Origin of the sequence: Butyrivibrio sp. FC2001 (assembly GCF_000424125.1) — a bacterium.
GTDB lineage: Bacteria > Bacillota > Clostridia > Lachnospirales > Lachnospiraceae > Butyrivibrio.
Genome location: NZ_KE384132.1, coordinates 740,494 through 764,027, shown reverse-complemented (window position 1 = coordinate 764,027; position 23,534 = coordinate 740,494). Strand labels below are relative to the sequence as shown.

The window sequence follows — 23,534 nt, the reverse complement described above, 5'->3', positions numbered from 1 at the left end:
TAGAAGGAATGGAGAAGTTATGGAATTCGAAAAGCTTAAGGAAGTTATTGCCAATGTACTTAATGTTGATGTGAACGAGATCACAATGGATTCAACATTCACTGACGATCTTGGTGCTGATTCACTTGATGTTTTCCAGATCATCATGGGAATCGAGGATGAGTTTGATGTAAAAATCGACGCTGAACTTGCTGAGAAGATTTCAACAGTTGGTGAGGCAGTAGAGCTTCTGAAGAAAGCCAGAAATGAAGGCTGATCTATAAATGATTTTTTCGAAATGATGGTGGTATGAGGCAGGGCTTTGTTTGCTCTGCATCATATCATTTTGTTTATAAAAAGATATTTCTTGTATAGGAGATAACTATGATAGGCGATAATGAACTTGATGAATTACAGAATAGCATCGGATATCATTTTAAGGATAAAAATCTTTTGCTTCAGGCACTGACACACAGCTCTTATGCCAATGAGCAGAAAATAAACAAGCGCGGGGATTACGAGAGACTTGAGTTCCTCGGTGACGCTGTCCTTGAGCTTGTTTCAAGTGACTACTTATATATGAAATACCCGGATAAAAAAGAGGGTGAGATGACAAAGATGAGAGCATCCATGGTATGTGAGCCTGCTCTTGCATATTGTGCTGCAGAAGTTCATCTTGAAAAGTATCTCATTCTGGGTAAGGGCGAAGAGGCTACAGGCGGTCGCCACAGAGAGTCCATCATAGCTGATGTTATGGAGGCTATTATTGGAGCTATTTACCTTGACAGCGGAATTGATGCTGCCAGGGCTCATATAGAGAAATTTATTTTGAACAACCCCGAGGAAAAGCAGATCTTCTACGACAGCAAGTCTGTGCTTCAGGAAATTGTCCAGAGAGACAGTGCTTTAGAGCTGCGCTATGAAATTTGTGGCGAAAAAGGTCCTGAACATGATAAAATATTTGAGGCTGCGGTCTACGTAGGTGATAAAAAATTGGGAGAGGGGTCAGGAAGGACCAAGAAGTCAGCCGAGCAGAAGGCTGCATATCAGGCAATCCTGGAATTGAAAAAAGAGTAGCATGTATTTAAAAAGCATCGAAATTCATGGCTTTAAGTCATTTGCAAATAAGATAAAACTTGAATTCCACAACGGAATATCAGGAATTGTTGGACCTAACGGTTCAGGTAAGAGTAACGTCGCGGACGCTGTAAGATGGGTTCTCGGAGAACAGAGAATCAAGCAGCTTCGTGGCGGTACCATGACAGACGTAATCTTTGCAGGAACGGAGCTCAGGAAACCCTTGGGCTACGCTTATGTCGCTATCACGCTTGATAATTCAGATCATGCGCTTCCTATCGAATATGATGAAGTAACTGTCTCCAGAAGGCTTTATCGCTCCGGAGAGAGTGAATATATGATTAATGGCAATACTTGCAGACTTAAGGATGTAAATGAGCTGTTCTTTGATACCGGTATCGGTAAAGAGGGCTACTCTATCATCGGACAGGGTCAGATCGATCAGATTTTGTCCAGTAAGCCTGAGGACAGACGTAACCTTTTTGATGAGGCTGCAGGTATCGTTAAGTTCAAGTCCCGCAAGGATACTGCGGTTAAAAAGCTTGAGCAGGAAAAGCAGAACCTCACTCGTGTAAACGACATTCTCTCTGAGCTTGAGAAACAGGTAGAGCCTTTGGAGAAGCAGTCTGAGGTTGCAAAGGTTTACTTAAAGCACAAGGAAGAGCTTAAGACTCTTGATGTTAATATGTTCCTTTTGGATAATCAGGCTCAGAAAAAGAACCTGGAGGATTCAGAGGCTAACCTCAAGATAGCATCCAAGAACCTGGATGAAGCTAAGGCAAAATACGAGGATACCAAGCATCAGTACGAGGAGATTCAGACTGAGCTTGAGACACTTGATCATGATATTGAAGAGGCAAGAGCCAAGATCACCGATACTTCCGTAATGAGAGAAAAACTCGAAGGTCAGATCGGTATCATGAATGAGCAGATTCGTTTCGCTACAAGTGATGCGGAGCACTTTGCCAAGAGAAAGGCTGACGAGGAAGCTAAGATCGCTGATAAGGAGAAGGAAAAGGAGAAGGTCCTTCTTGGAAAGAATGAGATCGACAAGGAGCTTGAAGCTCTCTCTGCTGACAGACAGGAAGCAAGAAAGAAGCTGGACGGAATCATCGCGCAAATAAGCGATATCAACAATGAGATCGAGAACTGCAAGAGCAAGATCATTCAGACTCTGTCTGACCGCTCTACTATAAAGTCCAAGCTCAGCTCCCTTGATACAAGACAGGAGCAGATAAACATTCGCAAGGCGGAGCTTACAGGTAAGCTGGTCAAGGCCCGTTCCGATGAGTCACAGCAGGAGGAGATAATCAAGAAGCTCCAGGCTGAATTCGATCAGATCACTGAAGAAATCCGCACAATGAATATGAAGCAGAAGGATTCTCAGAATGAGCTTGATGGAATAAGGGATAAGCTCACTCAGAAGGATACCAAGCTTCGTGATGTACAGAACCTTTACACACAGCAGAAGTCCAAGCTTGAAGCACTCAGTAACCTTACAGAGCGCTATGAGGGATACGGCGGCAGTGTTAAGAAGGTCATGGAGAAAAAGGATGACAACCCGGGAATCATCGGTGTTGTTGCAGATATCATTAAGACACAGCCCAAGTATGAGACGGCTATTGAGATCGCTCTTGGCGGTAATATCCAGAACATCGTTACCGATGATGAGGATACTGCTAAGGATATGATCGAATACCTTAAGAAATCAAGGGCAGGTCGTGCGACCTTTCTTCCTCTGACAAGTATTCGTGAGCCCCAGGAATTCAAGGCTCAGGAGGCTCTTAATGAAAAGGGCGTCCTCGGCATGGCTGATGAGCTTGTAGATACAGAGGATAAATACAGAAGCGTTGCAAAGGCGATGCTTGGAAGAATCGTAGTTGTAGATACAGTAGATAACGCGGTTCTTATCGCAAGAAAATATAAGTACACAATCAGAATGGTTACCCTTGAAGGAGAGCTTCTTGTTCCCGGCGGTGCCATAAGTGGTGGTACCTTCCGTAATAACTCCAATCTCCTTGGTAGAAGACGTGAGATGGAGGACCTTGAGAAGAGCATTAAGAAGTGCAAGGATGACATCGCTCTTTTCCAGAAGGAGATTGATGATACCAAGAAGCGCAGAAATGAGCTTCGTACAGCAATAGAGGAGCTGAGAACTGCTCTCCAGAGCAAATTTATCGAGCAGAATACTGCAAGAATAAATGTTGAGAATGAGAAGGAGAGACAGAACCAGCAGAAGGGTGACTATTCAGACCTTAAGGCTGAGAGCGAGAACATCGAGCAGCTCATGGTTGAAATAAAGACCGAGCGCGATGAGTATAAGAATGCTCTCGAGCTCTCAGAGAAGACCGAGAAGGATGAGTCGGCCAAGGTTACTGAGTATCAGGCCAGGCTTGAAGCTCTTCATGCTGAGGAGGAAAAGGAATCAGAGAATGTTTCCTCCTGGGATATTGAATATGAGAAGATCCTTCAGAAGGAGACCTTCGAACAGCAGAATCTCGATCGTATAAACGGTGAGATTGATACTGAGAAGGCAGCTCTTGATGAGATACTTGAATCCATTAAGAAGAATGACGAAATCCTTACTCAGAGGAAGAAGGATATTGAAGAGATCAAGCTCACGATCGAGAGCTCCAAGGATGTGCAGACTGATGTCAGCAAGGAGCTTGATGAAAAGAGAGCAAGGAAGGAAGAGCTCACAGCTTCCCAGAAGAATTTCTTCAAGCTTACAGAAGAGCTTAATCAGACAATGAACGGCCTCGATAAAGAGGTTACAAGACTTGGCGCAAGATGCGAGCGCGCTAAGGAAGCAATCGAAACTCAGATCAATTACATGTGGGATGAGTATGAGATTACCCTTACAGATGCAGCATCCATGCGTGATGAGAACATGACAGATGTTTCTGCCATGAAGAAGCAGATTAGCAGCTTAAAGGATGCAATAAGAAAACTTGGGGACGTAAATGTAAACGCTATCGAGGACTACAGGGTACTCATGGAGAGATACACCTTTATGAAGACCCAGCACGATGACCTTGTTGCAGCCGAGCAGCAGCTTAGAGAGATTATCGCAGAGCTCGATGAATCCATGAGAAAGCAGTTCATGGAGGAGTTCACCAAGATCCAGACAGAGTTTGATAAGGTATTCAAGGAGATGTTTGGAGGCGGTAAGGGAACTCTGGAGCTCGTTGAGGATGTTGACATCCTTGAGGCAGGAATCAGAATCAACGCTCAGCCCCCGGGAAAGAAGCTTGTTAACATGATGCAGCTCTCCGGTGGTGAGAAGGCTCTGGCAGCAATTGCACTTTTGTTTGCTATTCAGAACCTCAAGCCTTCCCCCTTCTGTCTGCTTGACGAGATCGAGGCTGCGCTTGATGAGAATAACGTCGTAAGATTCGCACATTATCTGCATAAACTTAAGTCCACGCAGTTTGTTGTAATTACCCATAGGCGTGGTACAATGGAAAGTGCTGACAGACTCTACGGTATTACCATGCAGGAGAAGGGCGTATCCACGCTTGTCAGCGTTAATTTGATTGATAAGGAGCTAACTGACTAATGGCAAATGGCTTTTTTGCAAGGCTGTCAAATGGTCTTACTAAAACTAAAGAAGGTGTGGTCAAGGGCATAAATAATGTCCTTAGTAACTTCTCTACAGTCGATGAGGATTTCTATGAGGAGCTTGAGGAAACCCTTATTATGGGTGACATTGGTGTTAATGCCACAAGCCGTATCATGGATAAGCTCAGAGAACAGGTTAGAGATAACCACATTACAGATACCTGGGCATGCAAGACTCTGCTTATTTCCAATATCCGTGAGCAGATGAAGACAGATGAAGACACCTATGATTTTGAGAATAATAAGGCTGTTATTTTCGTGATCGGTGTAAATGGAGTTGGTAAGACAACCTCTGTCGGTAAGCTTGCTGCTCTTTACAGAAGAAAGGGCAAGAAGGTTCTTGTGGCAGCTGCCGATACCTACAGAGCAGGTGCGACAGAGCAGCTCAGACAGTGGACTGAGCGCGCTGAGGTTCCGCTTATAGCAGGTAAGGAGGGTGCAGATCCCGCCAGCGTTATTTATGATGCGGTTGCTGCATTCAGATCAAGGGACTGCGATATCCTTATGATCGATACTGCAGGAAGACTTCACAATAAGAAGAACCTCATGGAAGAGCTTGCCAAGATGAACAGAATTCTTGATAAGGAGCTTCCTGATATTCATAGAGAAAACTTTATCGTTCTTGACGGAACAACCGGACAGAATGCTATTTCCCAGGCCAGGGAATTCGGTGAGGTTGCAAACCTTACAGGAATTGTTCTTACAAAACTCGACGGTACAGCCAAGGGAGGTATCGCTGTAGCGATAGTATCCGAACTCAATGTGCCGGTTAAGTATATTGGTGTCGGCGAAGGTCTTGAGGATCTTGAGAGATTTGAATCAGACCAGTTTGTAGATGCACTATTTTCATAAAGAATTGGCCCTCATCCGTCAGCTTCGCTGACACCTTCCCCCAGAGGGGGAAGGCAATATAATTAAAGCCTTCCCCTTGGGGGGAAGGTGGCTGCGTAGCTGACGGATGAGGGGATTTCAATAGATTATTCGGGAGGAGAAAACCATGTCTGAGAACAACAAAAGCTTAACACTTCCTGCTTTTGAGGAGGCGTATGAGGATGTAAAAAAGGTTACACTTGAAACAAAGCTGATCTTCAGTGACTACTGGAGTGCTACAACAGGTAACAAGGTATACCTTAAGCCTGAGAATCTTCAGAGAACAGGTGCTTATAAGGTAAGAGGTGCTTACTATAAGATTTCCACCATGTCTGAGGATGAGAGGGAAAAGGGGCTTATTACCGCTTCAGCCGGTAACCATGCTCAGGGCGTTGCTTACGCTGCAAAGAGCTATGGAGTTAAGGCAACTATTGTAATGCCTACATCCACACCTCTTATTAAGGTAAACAGAACAAAGGCTCTTGGTGCTGAGGTTATCCTTCACGGAGATGTGTATGATGAAGCCTGCGAGCATGCACTTAAGCTTGCTGATGAGAAGGGCTACACCTTCGTTCATCCCTTCGATGATCTGGATGTTGCTACAGGTCAGGGAACCATCGCGATGGAGATCATCAAGGAGCTTCCCACAGTTGACATGATTCTCGTGCCCATCGGTGGAGGCGGACTTGCTACAGGTGTTGGTACACTTGCAAAGCTTCTTAATCCCAAGATAAAGGTTATAGGTGTTGAGCCTGCAGGAGCTAACTGCATGCAGGTGAGTCTTAAAAACGGAAAGGTAACAACACTTCCTTCAGTTAATACTATCGCTGATGGTACTGCTGTTAAGACTCCCGGAGAAAAGATTTTTCCCTATATCCAGCAGAATATTGACGAAATAATTGCCGTTCCTGATGAGGATCTTGTAGTTTCATTCCTTGATATGGTTGAGAACCACAAGATGGTTGTTGAGAACTCAGGCCTTTTATCAGTTGCTGCACTCAAGCAGCTTGATGTGAAGGATAAGAGAATCGTCTGTGTACTTTCAGGCGGTAACATGGATATCATTACAATGTCATCTGTTGTTCAGCAGGGACTTATAATGAGAAATCGTATCTTCACAGTTTCCGTTCTTCTTCCCGATAAGCCGGGTCAGCTTGCTGCTGTTGCCGGAGTTGTTGCTAAGACAGGCGGTAACGTTATCAAGCTTGAGCATAATCAGTTTGTATCAATAAACAGAAACGCAGCTGTAGAACTGCGAATCACTTTGGAGGCATTTGGTAGCGAGCACAAGGAAGAGATTATTAAGGTCCTTGAAGAGAATGGATATAAGCCGAGACTTGTTCGTACAAATATTTAATCTATGACTTACGTTGAAAAAATATCAAAAAAAGGAACAGACTATTTTCTTATAACCTTCGGAGCATTTCTGTATGCTATAGGGACCAGTCTGTTCAATGACCCAAACAATATTGCTCCCGGAGGAATAACAGGTGCGGCAATTGTCCTTAACAGGATAGTGCCTATTGGAACAGGTATCTGGTTCATGCTCATGAATATTCCTATATTGTTCCTGGCGATCTATAAGTTTGGCATAAGATTTACAATTTCAACTATCTACGCTACGATTGCGAATTCAATTTTTACGGATCTTTTGGCCAAATACGCCACCGGCTTCATCGTTAAGGATGTAATGCTTGGCGCAATTTTCGGAAGTGCCTTTGTTGCGGTGGGAATCGGTATCACTTTTAAAAGTCATGCGACGACAGGCGGTACTGATGTTATAATAAAAGTACTGAGACTTAAATATCCTCATATCAAGACAGGTGTACTGTTTTTGATAAGCGATGTATTCGTAGTTACCTTTGCGGGGATCGTGCTTAGGGATATAAAGGTTGTGCTTTATTCATTCCTCGCAGTCATGATCACTTCATTTGTTATCGATTTCGTATTATATGGTAGAGATGAGGCAAAGCTTATCTACATCATTTCTGATAATACGGATAAGATTACATCCAGACTTCTCGAGGAGCTTGATGTTGGTGTTACCCATGTTTTCGGACAGGGGGCTTATAGCGGAGAGGACAAGAAAGTTATTCTCTGTGCTATAAAGAAGAGACTTTCTCCTTTGGCGGAGGATATTGTTCGCGAGGAGGATCCTGATGCGTTTATGATAGTAACAAGTGCTTCAGAGATTTTCGGTGAAGGCTATAAGAGCTATTTTGATGAGCGAATATAAGACTTATGAAAAATACTGATAATCCAAAAAATTACAGCAAAATGGTAAAGAATACGAAGATCCTCATTTCGGTAATCTTCCTTAGTCTGGTCAGTGTCTTTTCACTTTCTACCTGTATAGCACTGCTTCTTAGTAATGCGGCTACAAAGAGACAGGCGGATGCTTCGCAGAGTGAGCTGGATGCGCTGGAGAGTGAGGGATATTACACCACTGCTCAGGCACAGCAGCTTATGGATCAGGCAGTTTCAGAGGCAATGAAGCAGGCGGGGGACGAACTCAGGAATGAGTTCAGAAAAAGGCTTGAAGCGGGAGATAAGCTCGGAGCTATAAGGAGCATTTTTCCTGACGATATTGTTACCGAATATGCAGGACAGTATTTCTTTAAACCTATAGATCCCAATGTAGCAAGAAATCCTTTTTCACCGGAAGATTTCGTGGTAGGTGATGACGGATCCATATCATACGCCGGCATGGATGCTAATATATTAGTGACCCGCGGAATTGATGTCTCCAGATCACAGGGAGATATTGATTTCAATAAGGTTAAGGAAGCCGGAATCGACTTTGTTATGATAAGAGCAGGGCTTAGAGGTTCAGCCGAGGGTCAGCTCCTTGAGGATGATTACTTTAAGACTAATTTTGCTAAAGCGCAGAAGGCCGGACTTGAGGTTGGCGTGTATTTCTATTCCCAGGCGATAGATACCACTGAGGCTGCAGAGGAAGCTCAGTTTGTAATAGACCTTTTGAACGGAGCTGATATTACTTATCCTATTGCAATAGACTTAGAGCAGATAAGCTCTTCCGAGGCAAGAACATCCAAGCTTTCACCTCAGCTTTATTCTGAGATTGCCAATGCTTTTTGCCAGAAAATTGACGAGGCCGGATACAGACCTATGATCCAGGGAGGTATCAGAACCTTCAGCGAACTTCTTGATATTGAGGATTTGCAGAAGTATCCCGTATGGATCGTATATCATGGATTCCCGCAGTATTATCCCTATGAATTTGGCATGTGGCAGTACAGTAAAAGCGGACATATAGACGGAATTGAAGGGGATGTAAGCCTGGATATCTATATCGGAACAAAGTAAAGTAAAAATACTTGACACATAAATAATAATGCGATATTATAAGCATCGTGCCTATAGTATCGCATTTTCTATTACATTTTTTGATTCGGAGCAGTTATGGAGAAGATAGTTGAGCAGGGGCTCTTATATGATTTTTATGGTGAGCTTCTGACGGATCATCAGAAGAAGGTATATGAGGATGCGGTCTACAATGATCTTTCCCTTGTAGAGATAGCTGAGGAGTACGATATCAGCAAGCAGGGAGTACATGATCTTTTGAAGAGGTGCACCAATTCTCTTGAAGGATATGAGAAGAGACTTCATATGATCGAGAGAACAGACAGAATCAGAAGACAGCTTGATGAGCTTAAGATGGCAGCTTCTGATAAGGAACTTAAGGATGATGAGCTTAGAAGCAGAGTCCTTGAGACTATAGAATCAATCACAGAGGAGTTGTCATAATAGATGGCATTTGAGAGTTTATCCGATAAACTGCAGAACGTATTTAAGAATCTGCGCGGTAAGGGCCGTCTGTCGGAGGAAGATGTCAAGACTGCCATGAAGGAAGTAAAAATGGCACTTCTTGAGGCAGATGTTAACTTCCGTGTTGTAAAATACTTTGTTAACAAGGTTCAGGAGAGAGCGGTCGGTGAGGACGTTTTAAACGGACTTAATCCTGCTCAGATGGTTGTTAAGATAGTTGATGAAGAGCTGACAGATCTCATGGGTTCTGAGATCACTGAGATTCAGTTTCAGCCCGGTAAGAGCATCACAGTTATCATGATGTGTGGTCTTCAGGGTACTGGTAAGACAACCACCGCTGCCAAGATTGCCGGCAAGGTTAAGCTTAAGGGTAAAAAGCCCCTGCTTGTTGCCTGCGATATTTACAGACCGGCTGCTATAGATCAGCTTAAGATAAATGCTGAGAAGCAGGAGGTTGATTTCTTCTCAATGGGTACGGACGTCAGTCCTGTAGAGATTGCCAAGGCTGCGATCGCTCATGCTGAGAAGAACAATGAGAATGTGGTAATTCTCGATACTGCAGGTCGTCTGCAGATCGATGAAGATATGATGCAGGAGCTTATCGACATCAAGAATGCAGTTACTGTACATCAGTCACTCCTTGTTGTTGATGCCATGACAGGACAGGCTGCAGTTGATGTGGCAGTTCAGTTCAATGATCGCATCGGTATCGATGGTATCGTCCTCAGTAAGATGGACGGTGATACCCGAGGTGGTGCGGCACTTTCTGCGAGACAGGTTACAGGTAAGCCTATTCTTTACGTAGGTATGGGAGAGAAGCTCTCAGATCTGGAGCAGTTTTATCCGGATCGTATGGCGAGCAGAATCCTCGGAATGGGTGATGTCCTTAGTCTGATAGATAAGGCTGTGGAAGCAAATCGTGAGCGCGATGAGGAAAAAGAGCGCGAGATGGCTTCCAAGATGAAAAAGGGTAAGATCGATTTTGAGATGTACCTTGAATCCATGAAGCAGATGCGCAACATGGGCGGCCTTGGTGCAATAATGGGGATGCTTCCCGGAATGGGTAAGATCAGTGATGATCAGCTCCCGGATGAGAAGCAGCTTGCAAGGATTGAAGCTATCGTGCTTTCAATGACTCCTGAAGAGCGTAAGAATCCCAAGCTCATGAGTCCTCAGAGAAAATACAGAATAGCTAAGGGCTCAGGTAATGATATAGCTGAAGTAAACCGTTTTATTAAGCAGTTTGAGCAGATGCAGAAGATGATGAAGCAGATGCCCGGACTTATGGGTAAGAAGGGCAGAAGAGGCCTGGGCGGTCTTGGCGGTTTAGGAAAAGGCGGATTTGGTAAATTTTTCTGATATGCATATTCGGCATAGCCGGATTTCATATATAAAACTAAATGATTGCGGAGAAATTCGTTTATCATAGTCAACATTATTTTTTATTTTTAAATGGAGGATTTTAAAAATGGCAGTAAAAATTAGACTTAAGAGAATCGGAAAGAAGAAGGTTCCTTTTTATCGTATCGTAGTAGCTGATTCTAAGTTCCCTGTAAGCGGAAAGTTCATCGAGGAGATCGGTACATACGATCCTAACACAGATCCCAGCACATGCAAGGTTAACGAGGAGCTTGCTAAGAAGTGGCTTTCAAACGGTGCTCAGCCTACAAACGTTGTAAACAAGATCTTCAAGCAGGCAGGTATTAAGTAATCACTTAAAACTAGGGGAAAATTCATGAAAGAATTGGTTGAAGTAATTGCAAAGGCTCTGGTTGATAATCCGAATGAAGTTGTGGTTAACGAGAAAAACGAAGGCCGCAACATCGTTATAGAGCTGCATGTTGCACCTTCCGATATGGGTAAGGTAATCGGAAGACAAGGAAGAATTGCTAAAGCTATTCGCTCTGTTGTGAAGGCAGCATCTTCCAGAGAAAATCTTAGAGTTGATGTCGAAATTGTCGACTGATATGATATGACTATGCCCGGAGCTGTGTTCCAGTTCCGGGTTATTTATTTTAATAATAACCCTACCTTCACGGAAGAGTGATGGAAGGTGGCGCGAGGCGCCTGATAAGGGTGTGTGGTGATGTAATGAATTTTTATATAATGACGTTATTCCCTGAAATGGTTATGGATGTACTTAACACCAGCATACTTAAGAGAGCCATTGATAAGGGAACAATTTTTGCAAAGGCAGTAAACATCCGAGACTATGCTAACAATAAGCATAACAAGGTTGATGATTATACATATGGAGGCGGTGCAGGTATGCTTATGCAGGCACAGCCTATTTACGATTGCTACAAGGCAATCCTTGAAGAGATAAGGGAGAAAAATCCTAATGCTAATCCCAGAGTGATATATGTCACTCCCCAGGGAAAAGTATTTTCACAGGGCATGGCAAGGGAGCTGTCACAGAGCGAGGATCTGATTTTTCTTTGTGGACATTACGAGGGAATTGATGAGAGAGTTCTTGAGGAGATAGTGACTGATTACATTTCTATTGGGGACTATGTTCTTACAGGTGGTGAGTTACCGGCCATGGTAATGATAGATGCAGTATCGAGGCTTGTTCCGGGAGTTTTGAATAACGAAGAATCAGCAGAGACAGAGTCCTTTGACGATGGTCTGCTTGAGTACCCTCAGTATTCAAGGCCCGAGATATGGATGGATAAAAAAGTTCCGCCTGTACTTTTGTCGGGGAATCATGCTAATGTTGATATGTGGCGCTTTCAGAAGTCTCTTGAGAGAACTAAGGAGCGCAGACCGGAGCTTTACGATAAATATGTGGAGGAGCATCCGGAACAATTTACAGCCAAGGCACTGAAAAAGAGGAATAAAATATTAGATAAGATAGAAGAAAACAGCTGATACTTTGTTGTGACCGGGATGAGGTGACACTAGGCTACGGAGGAATATAATGCAAGAGTATTTTCAGGTAGGTGTAATTGTAAAAGCACACGGACTTAAGGGTGAAGTAAATGTTTTCCCTACAACAGATGATCCGTACAGATTCAAGAAACTGAAGAAGGTAATAATGGATACAGGTCGTGATGGGAAGAAGGAACTCAACATAGAGCGTGTGAAGATAGGAAGCAAGTTCGTTATAGTGAAGTTTAAGGAATATAATGACATCAATGAGGTTGAGCGCTTCCGTCAGAAGCCCCTTATAGTTCCCCGCGAGGACGCAATTCCTCTTGAAGAGGGTGAGTATTATCTCGCCGATCTTGAGGGTATGACAGTTATTGATGAAGATGGTAAAGAGCTTGGTACTATCAAGCAGGTCATCCAGACAGGCGCCAACGATGTCTACGAGATGAAACGCACTGATGAAGAGGATGCAGAAACAGTTATGATACCGGGCATCAAGGAGTGCGTAAAAAATATTGATATTGAGAACAAAGTAATGACAATTCATGTAATGGATGGATTGTTTGACTAAGGGACATATAATTACTGAACGCTTTAAGGAAAGATGATATGAGTCTTTCTTTAAAGCGTTTTTTCTATCTGATAGGTAGATTGCTACCAGTATTAGTTAATAACTAAAATTTTTATAAACAGACTGGATAGACGCTATTTGATTGTATAATCTATGTGTAGCCGCAAACATTAAATGTTATGCCAAAGGAGTAGCATGAGTACGGATGATAGGGGGACAAATTATGAATTGGAGAAAAGTAAATGCAATAATTGCAACATCACTGGTTGCTACATTGTTGCTTGGGCAGGAAAAAGATGATTTACTGGCACAAACCAAGGAATCAGAACAAATAGAAGATAATGTGGGGGCAGAGTTCTCTGCACTGTCGAATTCAGACTATATCTCTATAATTGATTCCCTTAGAGAGACTGAGCCGGTTGTCCCTTCAAATGCTGATATCTTGTCGGGAATGTGCGATTGTGTAAGCGGTGCAAGAATTCTTGGCTATGAGAATGAGATTTTTTCAGAGATGGATAATGATAATAAGTTTTACCTTCGTTTTCAGATTATGAACAGTGTTCTCTTTATGCAATTTCCTTTATATGAAGACATTGTTGAAAAGGTGAATGGAGAAACAGCAATTCCATTAGACAAAGTAAAGGAATTGTTTAAAGAATTCTATGGCGAAGAGGATTTTATCCCCGATGAGTATGAAAACGTTGATGATGACTATTATTATCCGCTTTATGCTGATGGTGAGGGCTGGCAGATAATATATAATAAGCAATATTATGATAATGACGAGTATTTTCTCGTATCAGGTCCGGGGTTCTATGAGAGCAATGGTGGTGACGAGGAATATTTAGGCTGTGCTGATATACTCTTTAGAAAAAATCCTGATAGCAGGTATGGAGTTACATTGTTGTGCGGAAGATATCGTGATCATAAGATTGAAGTAGCTTCTGTAGAGACTTCATCTGAACTTCCAAAATCCGGAGATAAGACATATTCGGGAGCGAATCTTGTGGATGGTGATAATACAACTGTTTGGGCTGAGGGGGTTCCTGGAACAGGAGAAGGTGAGCAAATAGTACTTCATCTTGATAAAAAGCAGCCTGTATGCGGAGTTCTTATCTGCAATGGCTATACAGCAGGCTATGAACAATACACAAATAACGGCATGCTGACCGAAGCTACAGTGGATTTTGGAGATGGTAATGTAGTCACAGAAAACGTAATGGAAGGTTATGCAGATGAAGGCTTTGATGCGAAATATATCGCAGACACCAGTCGTACAAGGATAGGGCTTGATGAACCGGTTGTTACGGATACTATTGTTATAACAATTACAGGTGCCAAAAAAGGGGCAAAGTATGATGACACCTGCATTAGTGAAATACAGGTATACTGAGTTTGCGGAAGATCTAATTAAAGAGCCTTATACGCCGTAACAAAGAATGTGAGGGGAAGAATGAAGAAGAGAAATTTGAAATCATTATTTTCAATATTCATTAGTGCTGTTTTTGTTATGGGCTTGGGTGCTAACAGACAAGATGAAGAAATAAAAGCCTACGCTGAGTTCTTGTCTGATTACATGGATCATCCTGCGGTAAGCACCTTATATAAAGACGATTTTGGAGAGACGGATGAGCCTGTAGATAAGAGCTGTGTGTATTTTGAACTTATTTATCTTGACGATGATGATACATGCGAACTGGCGCTTGCAAATGGAGATTGTCCATGGCATCCGATACATGTTTTTAGCTATTCAGACGGAAAAGTGGAGCAGGGCGGTGAGTACTCCATGTACGGACAGATGTATTATTCGCCGAAAAAAAGTTATGTACTTCCTATGTATTATCTTCCGGCAATGGAAACGGATATAGATATATATGGAACAGATAAAACGATAACATTTAAGCCTGGTGTAGATGAAAATGCATTTTTGAGGCTTTTTGATAATAATGTTGCGCTGCTGTCGGAAGTCAAAGATTTGGAAGCTGAGCTTACTCGTATGAAGGAAGTTGCTCCAATAGGGATAACTCCTATTGGGGCTCCGATTACTGACGATTCATATTTAAAGGAAGGAAAGTCTAAAATCGAAGGTGAGTACGGAGAAGAACTTCCCGGAATATGGTATAGGTTCACAGAGGAATCGGATTTACCTACGTGGATTGAAGTTGATTCAAACGGTACCTTTACAGCTCATGCCTTTGACGGCTACGTCGAAGCAACAGGTTATATCAATTACTACGGCGATTCGCCGATTTTGAAAAATGGCTATATCTATAATTTTAAAAATTCTGATGGGACAGAATATATGGACTTTGAAATGGCTCCTGTTAAGGACTATGGATATATGCTGGATTATTGTGGGATCATCTATTATAAGAATCCTGAAAAATGGGATGTAATAGGTGCTTCACCGGATGAAGATATATGGTATGTTGCCTGCAAGAATGACCATACAGTAAAGGCCAGATGCCAGCTAAGGTCAGATGCTTCGGGCAATACATATTTTAAGGAGTATGTACGTTAAAAGTGAGTTCCTGACAAAATAGTGGTATAATAAAAATCCACTCATAAAATAAGTACTTAAAATATGATTACCGGGAGGTTTTAATAATGGTTGATTATACAGAAGGGGCTGGATATCAGTACCATATTCATCTTAAGGAAGGAGACGTCGGAAGATATGTTATTTTGCCCGGCGATCCCGGAAGATGTGAGAAAATTGCAGCATATTTTGATGATGCCAGGCAGGTTGCTTACAATCGTGAATACAATACATATACAGGATATTTAGACGGTGAAAAGGTAAGCGTTGTTTCCACCGGAATTGGCGGCGCTTCAGCCTCAATTGCTATTGAAGAATTACACAAAATAGGCGCTGATACTTTTATCAGAGTAGGAACCTGTGGCGGAATGCAGCTTGATGTAGTTGGCGGTGACCTTATTATCGTTAATGGAGCTATAAGGGCTGAGGGAACATCAAAGGAGTATGCACCGATAGAATATCCGGCAGTTTCAACCTTTGAAGTGACACAGGCTCTAAAAGAGTCAGCCAAGGAGCTTGGCTTCAGACACCATGTGGGCGTGGTTCAGTGTAAGGACGCTTTCTACGGACAGCATGAGCCTGAGACAAAGCCTGTATTCTATGAGCTTCAGAACAAGTGGGAGGCATGGAAGAGATGCGGCTGTCTTGGCTCAGAGATGGAATCATCCACTCTTTTCATAGTAGGACAGTGGCTTCGCGCGAGAACGGGTGCTATAATGCTGACTGTAGCAAATCAGGAGAGAGCTAAGGCGGGACTTGATAATCCTCAGGCACATGATACGGATTCTGCGATCAAGGTTGCTGTGGAGGCTATAAGGAAGCTCATAGCTGCGGATAAAAAGAATACAAAATAAGAATCCGCATGAGGATAATACTAAAGAAAGATAGCAGATAAGAGTATCTGCGCCAGGAATTTTATAATGAAATCATATGATGAATTAGTAGAGCTTGCACTTGAGGCAAGACAGATGGCGTATACACCCTACAGTCATTTCAAGGTGGGTGCAGCGCTGATGACAAAGGAAGGAAAGGTATACAAGGGCTGTAATATTGAAAATGCTTCCTATACACCCACAAACTGTGCTGAGCGCACAGCGTTCTTTAAGGCGATAAGCGAGGGTGAAAGAGAATTTGAGGCTTTAGCTATAGTAGGAGGTTTTGAAGATCAGGAAAAACTCGAGCTTTGTTCACCCTGCGGTGTATGTCGTCAGGTAATCCGCGAATTTTGTGATGATGATTTTAAGATAATCCTTCTCACCGGACAGGAAGATGGTAAAAATCAATATGAGGTATATGATCTTACTGAAATCCTGCCTCTGAGCTTTGGCCCAACAGACATGCATATAAAACCTAATTCAAGATAATGATTATATGGATAAATCGAACCCTGAAAGGGCGGACAAAAAGCATAGGTATAAAGTAAAAAACCTTGACGAGCTTACTTTGGATATGTTAATATCATGTAGTTGCGAAAATGACGGTCCTCTGGTACGCACTTTTAGAAATGTATTTAAGAACGTCCATTTATATAGTATAGGAGAAAGCAAATGAACACAATCATTGCAGAGATCGAGAAGGAGCAGCTTAACCAGAACGCTCCCGAGTTCAACACAGGTGACACAGTTCGTGTCTACAACAAGATCAAGGAAGGAAACCGCGAAAGAGTACAGGTTTTCGAAGGAACTGTTAAGAAGATTCAGGGTGGTTCAAACCGCGCAACTTTCACAGTTCGTAAGATCTCAAACGGCGTAGGCGTTGAGAAGACATGGCCTCTTCACTCTCCTCTTGTAGAGAAGGTTGAAGTTGTGAGAATGGGTAAGGTTAGAAGAGCTAAGCTTAACTACCTTAAGGGCCTCACAGGTAAGAAGGCAAAGGTCAAGGAAAAGGTTCGCTAAGAATTGATTTCTTTGGTAAGGGCAGTTACTTTTTAGTAATTGCCCTTTTTTAACATTAAGCGGCATCCTATTTTGTAGTTAATGGAGATAATATGCGCAGAAGACAGAGATATCAGTCAATGTTTCAGGAAAAGAAAAAAACAGTTACGCCGGAGTTTATAAGAGAACTTCTTTCGTGGCTTTTTTATACTGCTATAGCGGTCTTTGTGGCCTTTGTTCTTGTGCTGTCCTTTGGAAAGAGAGTCCGCGTAATCGGTGATTCGATGGAGACAGCCCTCTACAACAGCCAGAGTGTGCTTGTTGACAGGATAGTTTACAGACTGACATCTCCTAAGAAGAATGATGTTATTGTTTTTCTTCCCAACGGTAATGCAAAATCCCATTATTATGTTAAGAGAGTAGTGGCTGTTCCAGGTGAGAAGGTTCAGATCGTGGACGGTAATCTTGTGGTTAATGGTGAAACTGTCATCACTGAGGACGGTAAATATGATAAAATGGAAGAAGCAGGTATTGCTGAAAACGAAATAACCTTAGGTAATGGAGAATTTTTCGTTCTCGGTGATAACAGAAACAGCAGTGAGGACAGCAGGAGTGCCAATATCGGCATTGTGAAGAGCGACACCATTGCGGGAAAGGCATGGTTTGCCTACGGATCTAAGGAAGGCAAAACAGGTCTTATAGAATAAAAGGAAGAGTATATGAATAATTATCAGTGGTATCCCGGTCATATGACCAAGGCGATGCGTATGATGCAGGAAAATATACGCATGGTTGACCTCATTATTGAGCTTACCGACGCCAGAATACCCATGTCAGGAAGGAATCCTGACATAGATAAGCTTGGGCAGAATAAATCCAGGCTTGTAATTTTAAATAAGGCAGATTTGGCAGACCCGGCCATAAGCAAGGAATGGATTGAGTATTTTTCTTCTACCGGAGCAAGGGTAATGGAGATGAATTCCAAGACCGGTTCTCAGGTGAGACAGGTTCTTGACCAGGTTACGGAGAGCTGCCGTGAGAAGATCGAGAGAGATAAAAAGAGGGGAATCGTAAACAGACCCATAAGGGCTATGGTTGCAGGTATTCCCAACGTGGGTAAATCCACCTTTATAAATAAGATTTCAGGTAAGGCAGCGGCCAAGACCGGCAATAAGCCCGGTGTTACCAAGGGAAAACAGTGGATAATGCTTGGTAAGAACTTACAGCTTCTGGATACACCCGGTGTGCTGTGGCCCAAGTTTGATGATGAGACTGTGGGACTTCACCTTGCACTCATAGGCTCAATGAATGATGAGAACCTTGATAAGGGCGAACTTGCTGTTAATCTTATAAGGATCCTTGAGGACTGGTATCCGGGAACACTTTCTGAGAAGTACGGTGTTACGGATGAGCAGAAGCTCCTCTACGAGGAGGACCCATATGAAACTCCCGAGTCATCAATTCTGACTGCGATAGCTGATAACAGAAAGCTTATAAAGCAGGGAGGCAAGGCTGATATAGACAGAGCCTGCATGCAGCTTTTGGATGACTTTAGAAACGGGAGACTTGGAAAAATTTCGTTGGAGAGACCGATATGAATAAGATGAAAGAGTTTTTTGAGAATGCTGGAAGTACCATAATTACAATCATTATTGTAGTAATTGCTACATGGTGTTTTATGAAATTCGTGGCACAGAGAACTGACGTTGATGGAGAATCAATGATGTACACTCTTCATGATCGCGATGTTCTTATGGCAGATAAGATCACATACAGATTTTCAGATCCTAAGCGCTTTGATATCGTAATATTCCCTTATCCGCAGGATCCCAGTGAATATTTCATTAAGCGTGTCATCGGACTTCCCGGCGAGACTGTTCAGATCGATTATAACGGTAATATCTACATTAACGGAGAGATTCTTGAGGAGCATTTCGGAGCAGAGATCATCCAGAATCCCGGAAGGGCTGCAGAGCCTATAACTCTTGGCGAAGATGAGTACTTTGTAATGGGAGATAACAGAAATTACAGCATGGATTCAAGAGAGCCCAGCGTTGGTAATATCAAAGGCTCTGACATCATAGGCAGAACCTGGCTTAGAATCTATCCCTTCTCATCCTTTGGCATAATAGACAAGAATAAGGAAAATACTAGTAATGGCTGAGAAAATAGGTGATATTAAGGCTGAATTACAGAGTATCGGGGATACGGAAGGATATCAGCTTTTTTGTGAAAAGTACGAGGCGGATTCACGAGCAGGCGTTGTTAAGCTTGTGGAGTCTGCAAAGAAGCATATTACAGCTATAGAAAATGAAAAGCAGCGTCTCTATGAGATGCGTGCATACGAGCGACTTCATGCAGATAAGAAGTATATCTGCGGAATCGATGAGGTTGGAAGAGGTCCTCTTGCAGGTCCTGTCTATGCAGCAGCTGTAATATTGCCTGCGGATGCAGAAATTTTTTATATAAATGATTCTAAGAAATTATCCGAAAAAAAGAGAGAAGAGCTTTATCAGGAGATTTATGATAAGGCTATTTCTGTAGGTATCGGTTGTAGTGATCACAACAGAATAGATGAGATCAATATTCTGCAGGCGACCTATGAGGCTATGGCCAAGGCCGTTGCCAATCTCTCAGTTAAACCGGATGTCCTTTTGATAGATGCTGTTCACATTCCTCAGCTTGAGGAGTATCAGCAGGAGTCCATAATCAAGGGAGATGCCAAGAGCGTTTCCATCGCCGCGGCCAGCATTATTGCCAAGGTGACAAGGGACAGACTTATGGCTGAGCTTGATGACAAGTATCCGGGGTATGGCTTTGCACATAACAAGGGCTATGGCAGCGCTGATCATATAGAGGCGCTTAAGAAGAACGGCCCCTGTGAAATACACAGAAGATCCTTTATCAAGAATTTTTGTAATTGATGCCTGTTTTTAGAGGTTAAATGAAGCCTTCTTACTGGTAAGAAGGTGTCAACACAGCTGACGGATGAGAGGCCTATGAGTATCATTCAGAATCTGAACACCAACAGACCTGTAGTACAGGTTGATGGGCGAATTATAAATCAGAAGACGTCTGAATCACAGGAATCTTTGCGGTCTTTAGAGACCGGCGAGAGGCTTTCCGGTAAAATCATTTCCATGACTGATGAGGGCGGTGTTAAGAGCGCCCAGATAAGGCTTGGGGATGATATGGTTATCTCTGCAAAATTGCAGGATGGCATGTATCTTAAGGAAGGCCAGGTTCTCTCCTTTGAGGTTCGCGGAGTAACTAATCAGATAACTCTTACCCCTCTTTATGAAAATACTTCAATAGATCCAACCGCACTTAAGGCCCTGAATGCCGCCGGAATAGAGGTGAATCAGGACACAGTTAACATGGTTAAGACCATGATGGAAAATGGTATGGGAATCGACAAGGATTCCTTAAATGCCATGCATCAGATAGTAAATAATAATCCGGATGCCGGCGTTTCATCACTTGTTCAGATGAAAGCCCTTGATATTCCCATTACAGACCAGAATATTGCTCAGTTCGAAAGCTATAAGAACTACGAGCATCAGGTGGTTGAAACCATGAATTCCATAATGGATGATCTTCCTGAGGCATATAACCAGCTTGTTCAGAATGGCGAAGGAAAGGCTGCCAACGACCTCTATGGAGGTATTCTGGATATGCTCTCAAAGGGAGCACAGCAGATGGAAGAGGCTGCGGTCTTAAGTGAGAAGGCTGTTACTACGGATGCCAATATGGCTAATCCCGAAGCCACTAATACCGCAGTTTTGCAGGAAAATGCTCAGGGTCAGGGAAATGTAGCAGATGCCCTTAACCAGGATGGAACCATGAAAACAGCTGAGGGCGTTAGTCCTGAGATTATAGAAGGAGCTGCCTCAGATGAAAAAAATGTTGAAGGAAAGCTGCAGGATGCAAAGCTTGCAGATGGTGAGGCATTAGAGGTTACTTCCAAACAGGTAAATGCTGAGGATGCCGCTATAAAGGGAGATCCCGAGGCAGTGGTTAGGGAAGGCAGAGCTGAGAATCCCAAGATTACGCTTAGTAATGATTTTGCAAATATAATTAAAGAGCTTAATTCCAGCACCGGAGCCACCGGACCTGAGATACAAAAGCTCCTGGCGCAGACCACCTCAGGTGATCTTGCAAAGATAGATCAGACAGCTCTTTTAAAAGAGCTTGCAGAGGCATACAACACATCAGCCCACTCCTCTGATGGCGCTGAGAAGGCCTTCACAAGACTCTTTGGAAATAATGAGTACAATAAGCTCATGAAGAGTATCATGCAGGATGAATGGCTTTTAAAGCCTGATGATGTGAGCCTTAAGGAAAATGTACAGAATCTGTACGAGAGATTAAACACGCAGGCAAAGCAGCTGACACAGCAGCTTACAGAGAGCCTTGGGCCCGGCAATAAGGTGGCCCAGAGCGCTGCCAATCTTCAGAACAACATCGATTTCATGAATCAGATAAACCAGATGTTCCACTATGTTCAGCTGCCACTCAAGATGGCTGATCAGGATGCTCATGGAGATCTGTATGTATATTCCAACGGCAAAAGAAAATTTGAGCCGGGAGATACCGTAAGCGCTATTTTACATCTTGATATGGATAATCTTGGTCCTCTTGATGTGTATGTAAAGATGAAGGACAAGAATGTTAAGACCAATTTCTATGTGGCAGATGAATCTGTAATTGATCTGATTGCAGAGCACATAGATGAGCTGACAGCCAGACTTAACAAACGCGGCTACAATATGGAAGCCAAGATGCTGCTTCATACGGACCAGGATTCCGACAGCGAGGATCCACCGGTAGAAGCGATACTTGATGCCAAGAAAACTGCTTTTTTATCTATGACATCTTTTGATGCGAGAGCTTAAGAGGTATGGATTATGGCAGATTTAAATAAAGAAAAAGGAAAAGCTAAAGATGGGAAGCCAAAGCAGGCCATAGCCCTTGCCTACGATCCAAATGAAGACGGGGCGCCGAAGGTTATAGCAAGCGGACAGGGCCTTGTGGCTGAGAAGATTATCGACGCTGCTAAGGAACAGAACATCCCCATTCATGAGGACAGCAAGCTGGCTGACACACTTTCCAAGCTTGAGATCGGTGAGATGATTCCTCCCGAGCTCTACGAGGTTGTGGCAGAAATACTTGTATTCGTGGATGCTATGGATAAGATAAAGGCCAAGGAAGCTGCCCACTAGGATTTATGAATAAGAGACAGACAGGAACCTACTATGAAGATCTTGCCTGTGATTATCTTACTGAAAACGGAGCTAAGATAGTATGCAGGAACTTCAGGAGTAAATCAGGCGAGATTGATATAGTTGCAAGAGATGATAAGTATATTTCTTTTATAGAAGTAAAATACAGAACCGGGACCCGATTCGGGGACGCGGAGGCAGCGGTTGATTATCGCAAGCAAAGGATAATCTGCCGCGTTTCTGATTTTTATAGAAGACGCTATGGAATCAGCGATGATTTCCCTATAAGATATGATGTTGTGGCTATAAAGGTTGACGAAACATCGATGGTTCATATAATATGGCATAAAAATGCATTTTCATATATTCCATCCAAGAGTTGGTAATATGTTTATTTTTTAGAGGAGGTTTTAGAAGTGCAGAACGTACTGGTTTGTGATGATGATAAGGAAATAGTTGAGGCGATTGATATATATCTGAAGCAGGAAGGTATCAATGTTTTCAAGGCTTACAACGGTCTGGAGGCTCTGGAGATCGTTCAGAAGAATGAGATCCACGCTGCGATAATAGACATAATGATGCCTGTCATGGATGGCATTCAGTGCACCATGAAGATAAGAGAGCAGAGCTCTATACCGATCATTATTCTTTCGGCAAAGTCTGAGGACGCAGATAAGATCCTTGGTCTTAATATCGGCGCTGATGACTACGTTACAAAGCCCTTTAATCCGCTTGAGCTTGTTGCGAGAGTAAAGTCCAACCTTCGTCGTTATACTCAGCTTGGAAATGCTGATGACAAGGACGCTGATGATGAATTCATTTTCCAGGCAGGAGGACTTGTGCTTAACGATAATTCCAAATCAGTTACAGTGGATGGAGAAGAGGTTAAGCTCACCAAGATTGAGTACAACATCCTGATGTTCCTTCTGAAAAACAAGGGTAAGGTATTTTCAATAAACCAGATATACGAGAATATCTGGAATGAGAATGCCGTATCAGTTGATAATACAGTAGCAGTACATATCAGACATATAAGAGAAAAAATTGAGATCGATCCTAAAAATCCTAAGTATCTTAAGGTTGTATGGGGTGTAGGTTATAAAATCGACACTGAGGACTGA

26 protein-coding genes are annotated in these 23,534 nt (G+C 42.9%); all 26 read left to right on the top strand.

From position 1 onward, the window contains the following. The first annotated feature begins 19 nt into the window (after nucleotides 1-19). Complete coding sequence (gene acpP, locus G601_RS0117020) at nucleotides 20-256, top strand: acyl carrier protein (RefSeq protein ID WP_026490933.1); 237 nt, start codon at nucleotides 20-22, stop codon at nucleotides 254-256. A gap of 107 nt (nucleotides 257-363) precedes the next feature. Continuing rightward, nucleotides 364-1,056, top strand: a complete 693-nt coding sequence (gene rnc / locus G601_RS0117015; RefSeq protein WP_026666050.1) for a ribonuclease III — start codon at nucleotides 364-366, stop codon at nucleotides 1,054-1,056. 1 nt (nucleotide 1,057) lies between these two features. Further along, nucleotides 1,058-4,615 (top strand): chromosome segregation protein SMC, encoded by a 3,558-nt coding sequence (gene smc, locus G601_RS0117010; RefSeq protein ID WP_026666049.1) that lies wholly within the window; start codon nucleotides 1,058-1,060, stop codon nucleotides 4,613-4,615. Further along, the gene (ftsY, locus tag G601_RS0117005; protein WP_026666048.1) at nucleotides 4,615-5,529 is read left to right on the top strand and encodes a signal recognition particle-docking protein FtsY; all 915 of its coding nucleotides are present in this window, start codon (nucleotides 4,615-4,617) and stop codon (nucleotides 5,527-5,529) included. The genes smc and ftsY overlap by 1 nt, the downstream gene beginning before the upstream one ends. Nucleotides 5,530-5,674: 145 nt before the next feature. Continuing rightward, on the top strand, nucleotides 5,675-6,904 hold the full coding sequence (gene ilvA, locus G601_RS0117000; protein WP_026490929.1) for a threonine ammonia-lyase: 1,230 nt from the start codon (nucleotides 5,675-5,677) through the stop codon (nucleotides 6,902-6,904). A gap of 3 nt (nucleotides 6,905-6,907) precedes the next feature. After that, nucleotides 6,908-7,783: a YitT family protein gene (locus G601_RS0116995; protein WP_026666047.1), complete on the top strand. Its 876-nt coding sequence runs from the start codon at nucleotides 6,908-6,910 to the stop codon at nucleotides 7,781-7,783. A 41-nt stretch (nucleotides 7,784-7,824) separates the two neighbouring features. Further along, the gene (locus G601_RS25350) at nucleotides 7,825-8,874 is read left to right on the top strand and encodes a glycoside hydrolase family 25 protein (protein ID WP_207638066.1); all 1,050 of its coding nucleotides are present in this window, start codon (nucleotides 7,825-7,827) and stop codon (nucleotides 8,872-8,874) included. Nucleotides 8,875-8,970: 96 nt separating this feature from the next. Continuing rightward, the gene (ylxM, locus tag G601_RS0116985; RefSeq protein ID WP_026490927.1) at nucleotides 8,971-9,315 is read left to right on the top strand and encodes a YlxM family DNA-binding protein; all 345 of its coding nucleotides are present in this window, start codon (nucleotides 8,971-8,973) and stop codon (nucleotides 9,313-9,315) included. A 3-nt stretch (nucleotides 9,316-9,318) separates the two neighbouring features. After that, nucleotides 9,319-10,695: a signal recognition particle protein gene (ffh, locus tag G601_RS0116980; protein ID WP_026490926.1), complete on the top strand. Its 1,377-nt coding sequence runs from the start codon at nucleotides 9,319-9,321 to the stop codon at nucleotides 10,693-10,695. A 109-nt stretch (nucleotides 10,696-10,804) separates the two neighbouring features. After that, complete coding sequence (rpsP, locus tag G601_RS0116975) at nucleotides 10,805-11,047, top strand: 30S ribosomal protein S16 (RefSeq protein ID WP_026490925.1); 243 nt, start codon at nucleotides 10,805-10,807, stop codon at nucleotides 11,045-11,047. 24 nt (nucleotides 11,048-11,071) lie between these two features. Next, nucleotides 11,072-11,302 (top strand): KH domain-containing protein, encoded by a 231-nt coding sequence (locus G601_RS0116970; RefSeq protein WP_026666046.1) that lies wholly within the window; start codon nucleotides 11,072-11,074, stop codon nucleotides 11,300-11,302. Between the two features lie 125 nt (nucleotides 11,303-11,427). Continuing rightward, nucleotides 11,428-12,207 (top strand): tRNA (guanosine(37)-N1)-methyltransferase TrmD, encoded by a 780-nt coding sequence (trmD, locus tag G601_RS0116965; protein WP_026666045.1) that lies wholly within the window; start codon nucleotides 11,428-11,430, stop codon nucleotides 12,205-12,207. Between the two features lie 49 nt (nucleotides 12,208-12,256). Then, nucleotides 12,257-12,778, top strand: coding sequence for a ribosome maturation factor RimM (gene rimM, locus G601_RS0116960; protein ID WP_026490922.1), 522 nt, complete (start codon nucleotides 12,257-12,259; stop codon nucleotides 12,776-12,778). 223 nt (nucleotides 12,779-13,001) lie between these two features. Next, on the top strand, nucleotides 13,002-14,171 hold the full coding sequence (locus G601_RS0116955) for a discoidin domain-containing protein (RefSeq protein ID WP_026666044.1): 1,170 nt from the start codon (nucleotides 13,002-13,004) through the stop codon (nucleotides 14,169-14,171). A gap of 60 nt (nucleotides 14,172-14,231) precedes the next feature. Then, nucleotides 14,232-15,299 carry a hypothetical protein gene (locus G601_RS0116950; protein WP_026666043.1) on the top strand — a complete coding sequence of 356 codons (1,068 nt, stop codon included), beginning with the start codon at nucleotides 14,232-14,234 and terminating at the stop codon, nucleotides 15,297-15,299. 86 nt (nucleotides 15,300-15,385) lie between these two features. Then, a complete protein-coding gene (gene udp, locus G601_RS0116945) occupies nucleotides 15,386-16,171 on the top strand; it encodes a uridine phosphorylase (protein WP_026666042.1) in 786 nt (261 codons plus the stop codon). Nucleotides 16,172-16,237: 66 nt separating this feature from the next. Continuing rightward, nucleotides 16,238-16,681: a cytidine deaminase gene (locus tag G601_RS0116940; protein WP_026666041.1), complete on the top strand. Its 444-nt coding sequence runs from the start codon at nucleotides 16,238-16,240 to the stop codon at nucleotides 16,679-16,681. A gap of 183 nt (nucleotides 16,682-16,864) precedes the next feature. Continuing rightward, the gene (gene rplS, locus G601_RS0116935; RefSeq protein ID WP_026490917.1) at nucleotides 16,865-17,212 is read left to right on the top strand and encodes a 50S ribosomal protein L19; all 348 of its coding nucleotides are present in this window, start codon (nucleotides 16,865-16,867) and stop codon (nucleotides 17,210-17,212) included. 92 nt (nucleotides 17,213-17,304) lie between these two features. Further along, nucleotides 17,305-17,898 (top strand): signal peptidase I, encoded by a 594-nt coding sequence (lepB, locus tag G601_RS0116930; protein ID WP_026490916.1) that lies wholly within the window; start codon nucleotides 17,305-17,307, stop codon nucleotides 17,896-17,898. A gap of 12 nt (nucleotides 17,899-17,910) precedes the next feature. After that, complete coding sequence (gene ylqF, locus G601_RS0116925) at nucleotides 17,911-18,789, top strand: ribosome biogenesis GTPase YlqF (protein ID WP_026490915.1); 879 nt, start codon at nucleotides 17,911-17,913, stop codon at nucleotides 18,787-18,789. A gap of 5 nt (nucleotides 18,790-18,794) precedes the next feature. Beyond that, complete coding sequence (lepB, locus tag G601_RS0116920) at nucleotides 18,795-19,355, top strand: signal peptidase I (protein ID WP_026666040.1); 561 nt, start codon at nucleotides 18,795-18,797, stop codon at nucleotides 19,353-19,355. Then, entirely contained in the window at nucleotides 19,348-20,115 is a 768-nt protein-coding gene (locus G601_RS0116915) for a ribonuclease HII (protein WP_026666039.1), read from the top strand. Before lepB (G601_RS0116920) ends, G601_RS0116915 begins: the two co-directional genes overlap by 8 nt. Nucleotides 20,116-20,190: 75 nt before the next feature. Continuing rightward, complete coding sequence (gene fliK, locus G601_RS0116910; protein WP_026666038.1) at nucleotides 20,191-22,086, top strand: flagellar hook-length control protein FliK; 1,896 nt, start codon at nucleotides 20,191-20,193, stop codon at nucleotides 22,084-22,086. A gap of 12 nt (nucleotides 22,087-22,098) precedes the next feature. Beyond that, on the top strand, nucleotides 22,099-22,413 hold the full coding sequence (locus G601_RS0116905; RefSeq protein WP_026490911.1) for an EscU/YscU/HrcU family type III secretion system export apparatus switch protein: 315 nt from the start codon (nucleotides 22,099-22,101) through the stop codon (nucleotides 22,411-22,413). 5 nt (nucleotides 22,414-22,418) lie between these two features. After that, the gene (locus G601_RS0116900; RefSeq protein ID WP_026490910.1) at nucleotides 22,419-22,799 is read left to right on the top strand and encodes a YraN family protein; all 381 of its coding nucleotides are present in this window, start codon (nucleotides 22,419-22,421) and stop codon (nucleotides 22,797-22,799) included. A gap of 30 nt (nucleotides 22,800-22,829) precedes the next feature. After that, a complete protein-coding gene (locus tag G601_RS0116895) occupies nucleotides 22,830-23,534 on the top strand; it encodes a response regulator transcription factor (protein ID WP_026490909.1) in 705 nt (234 codons plus the stop codon).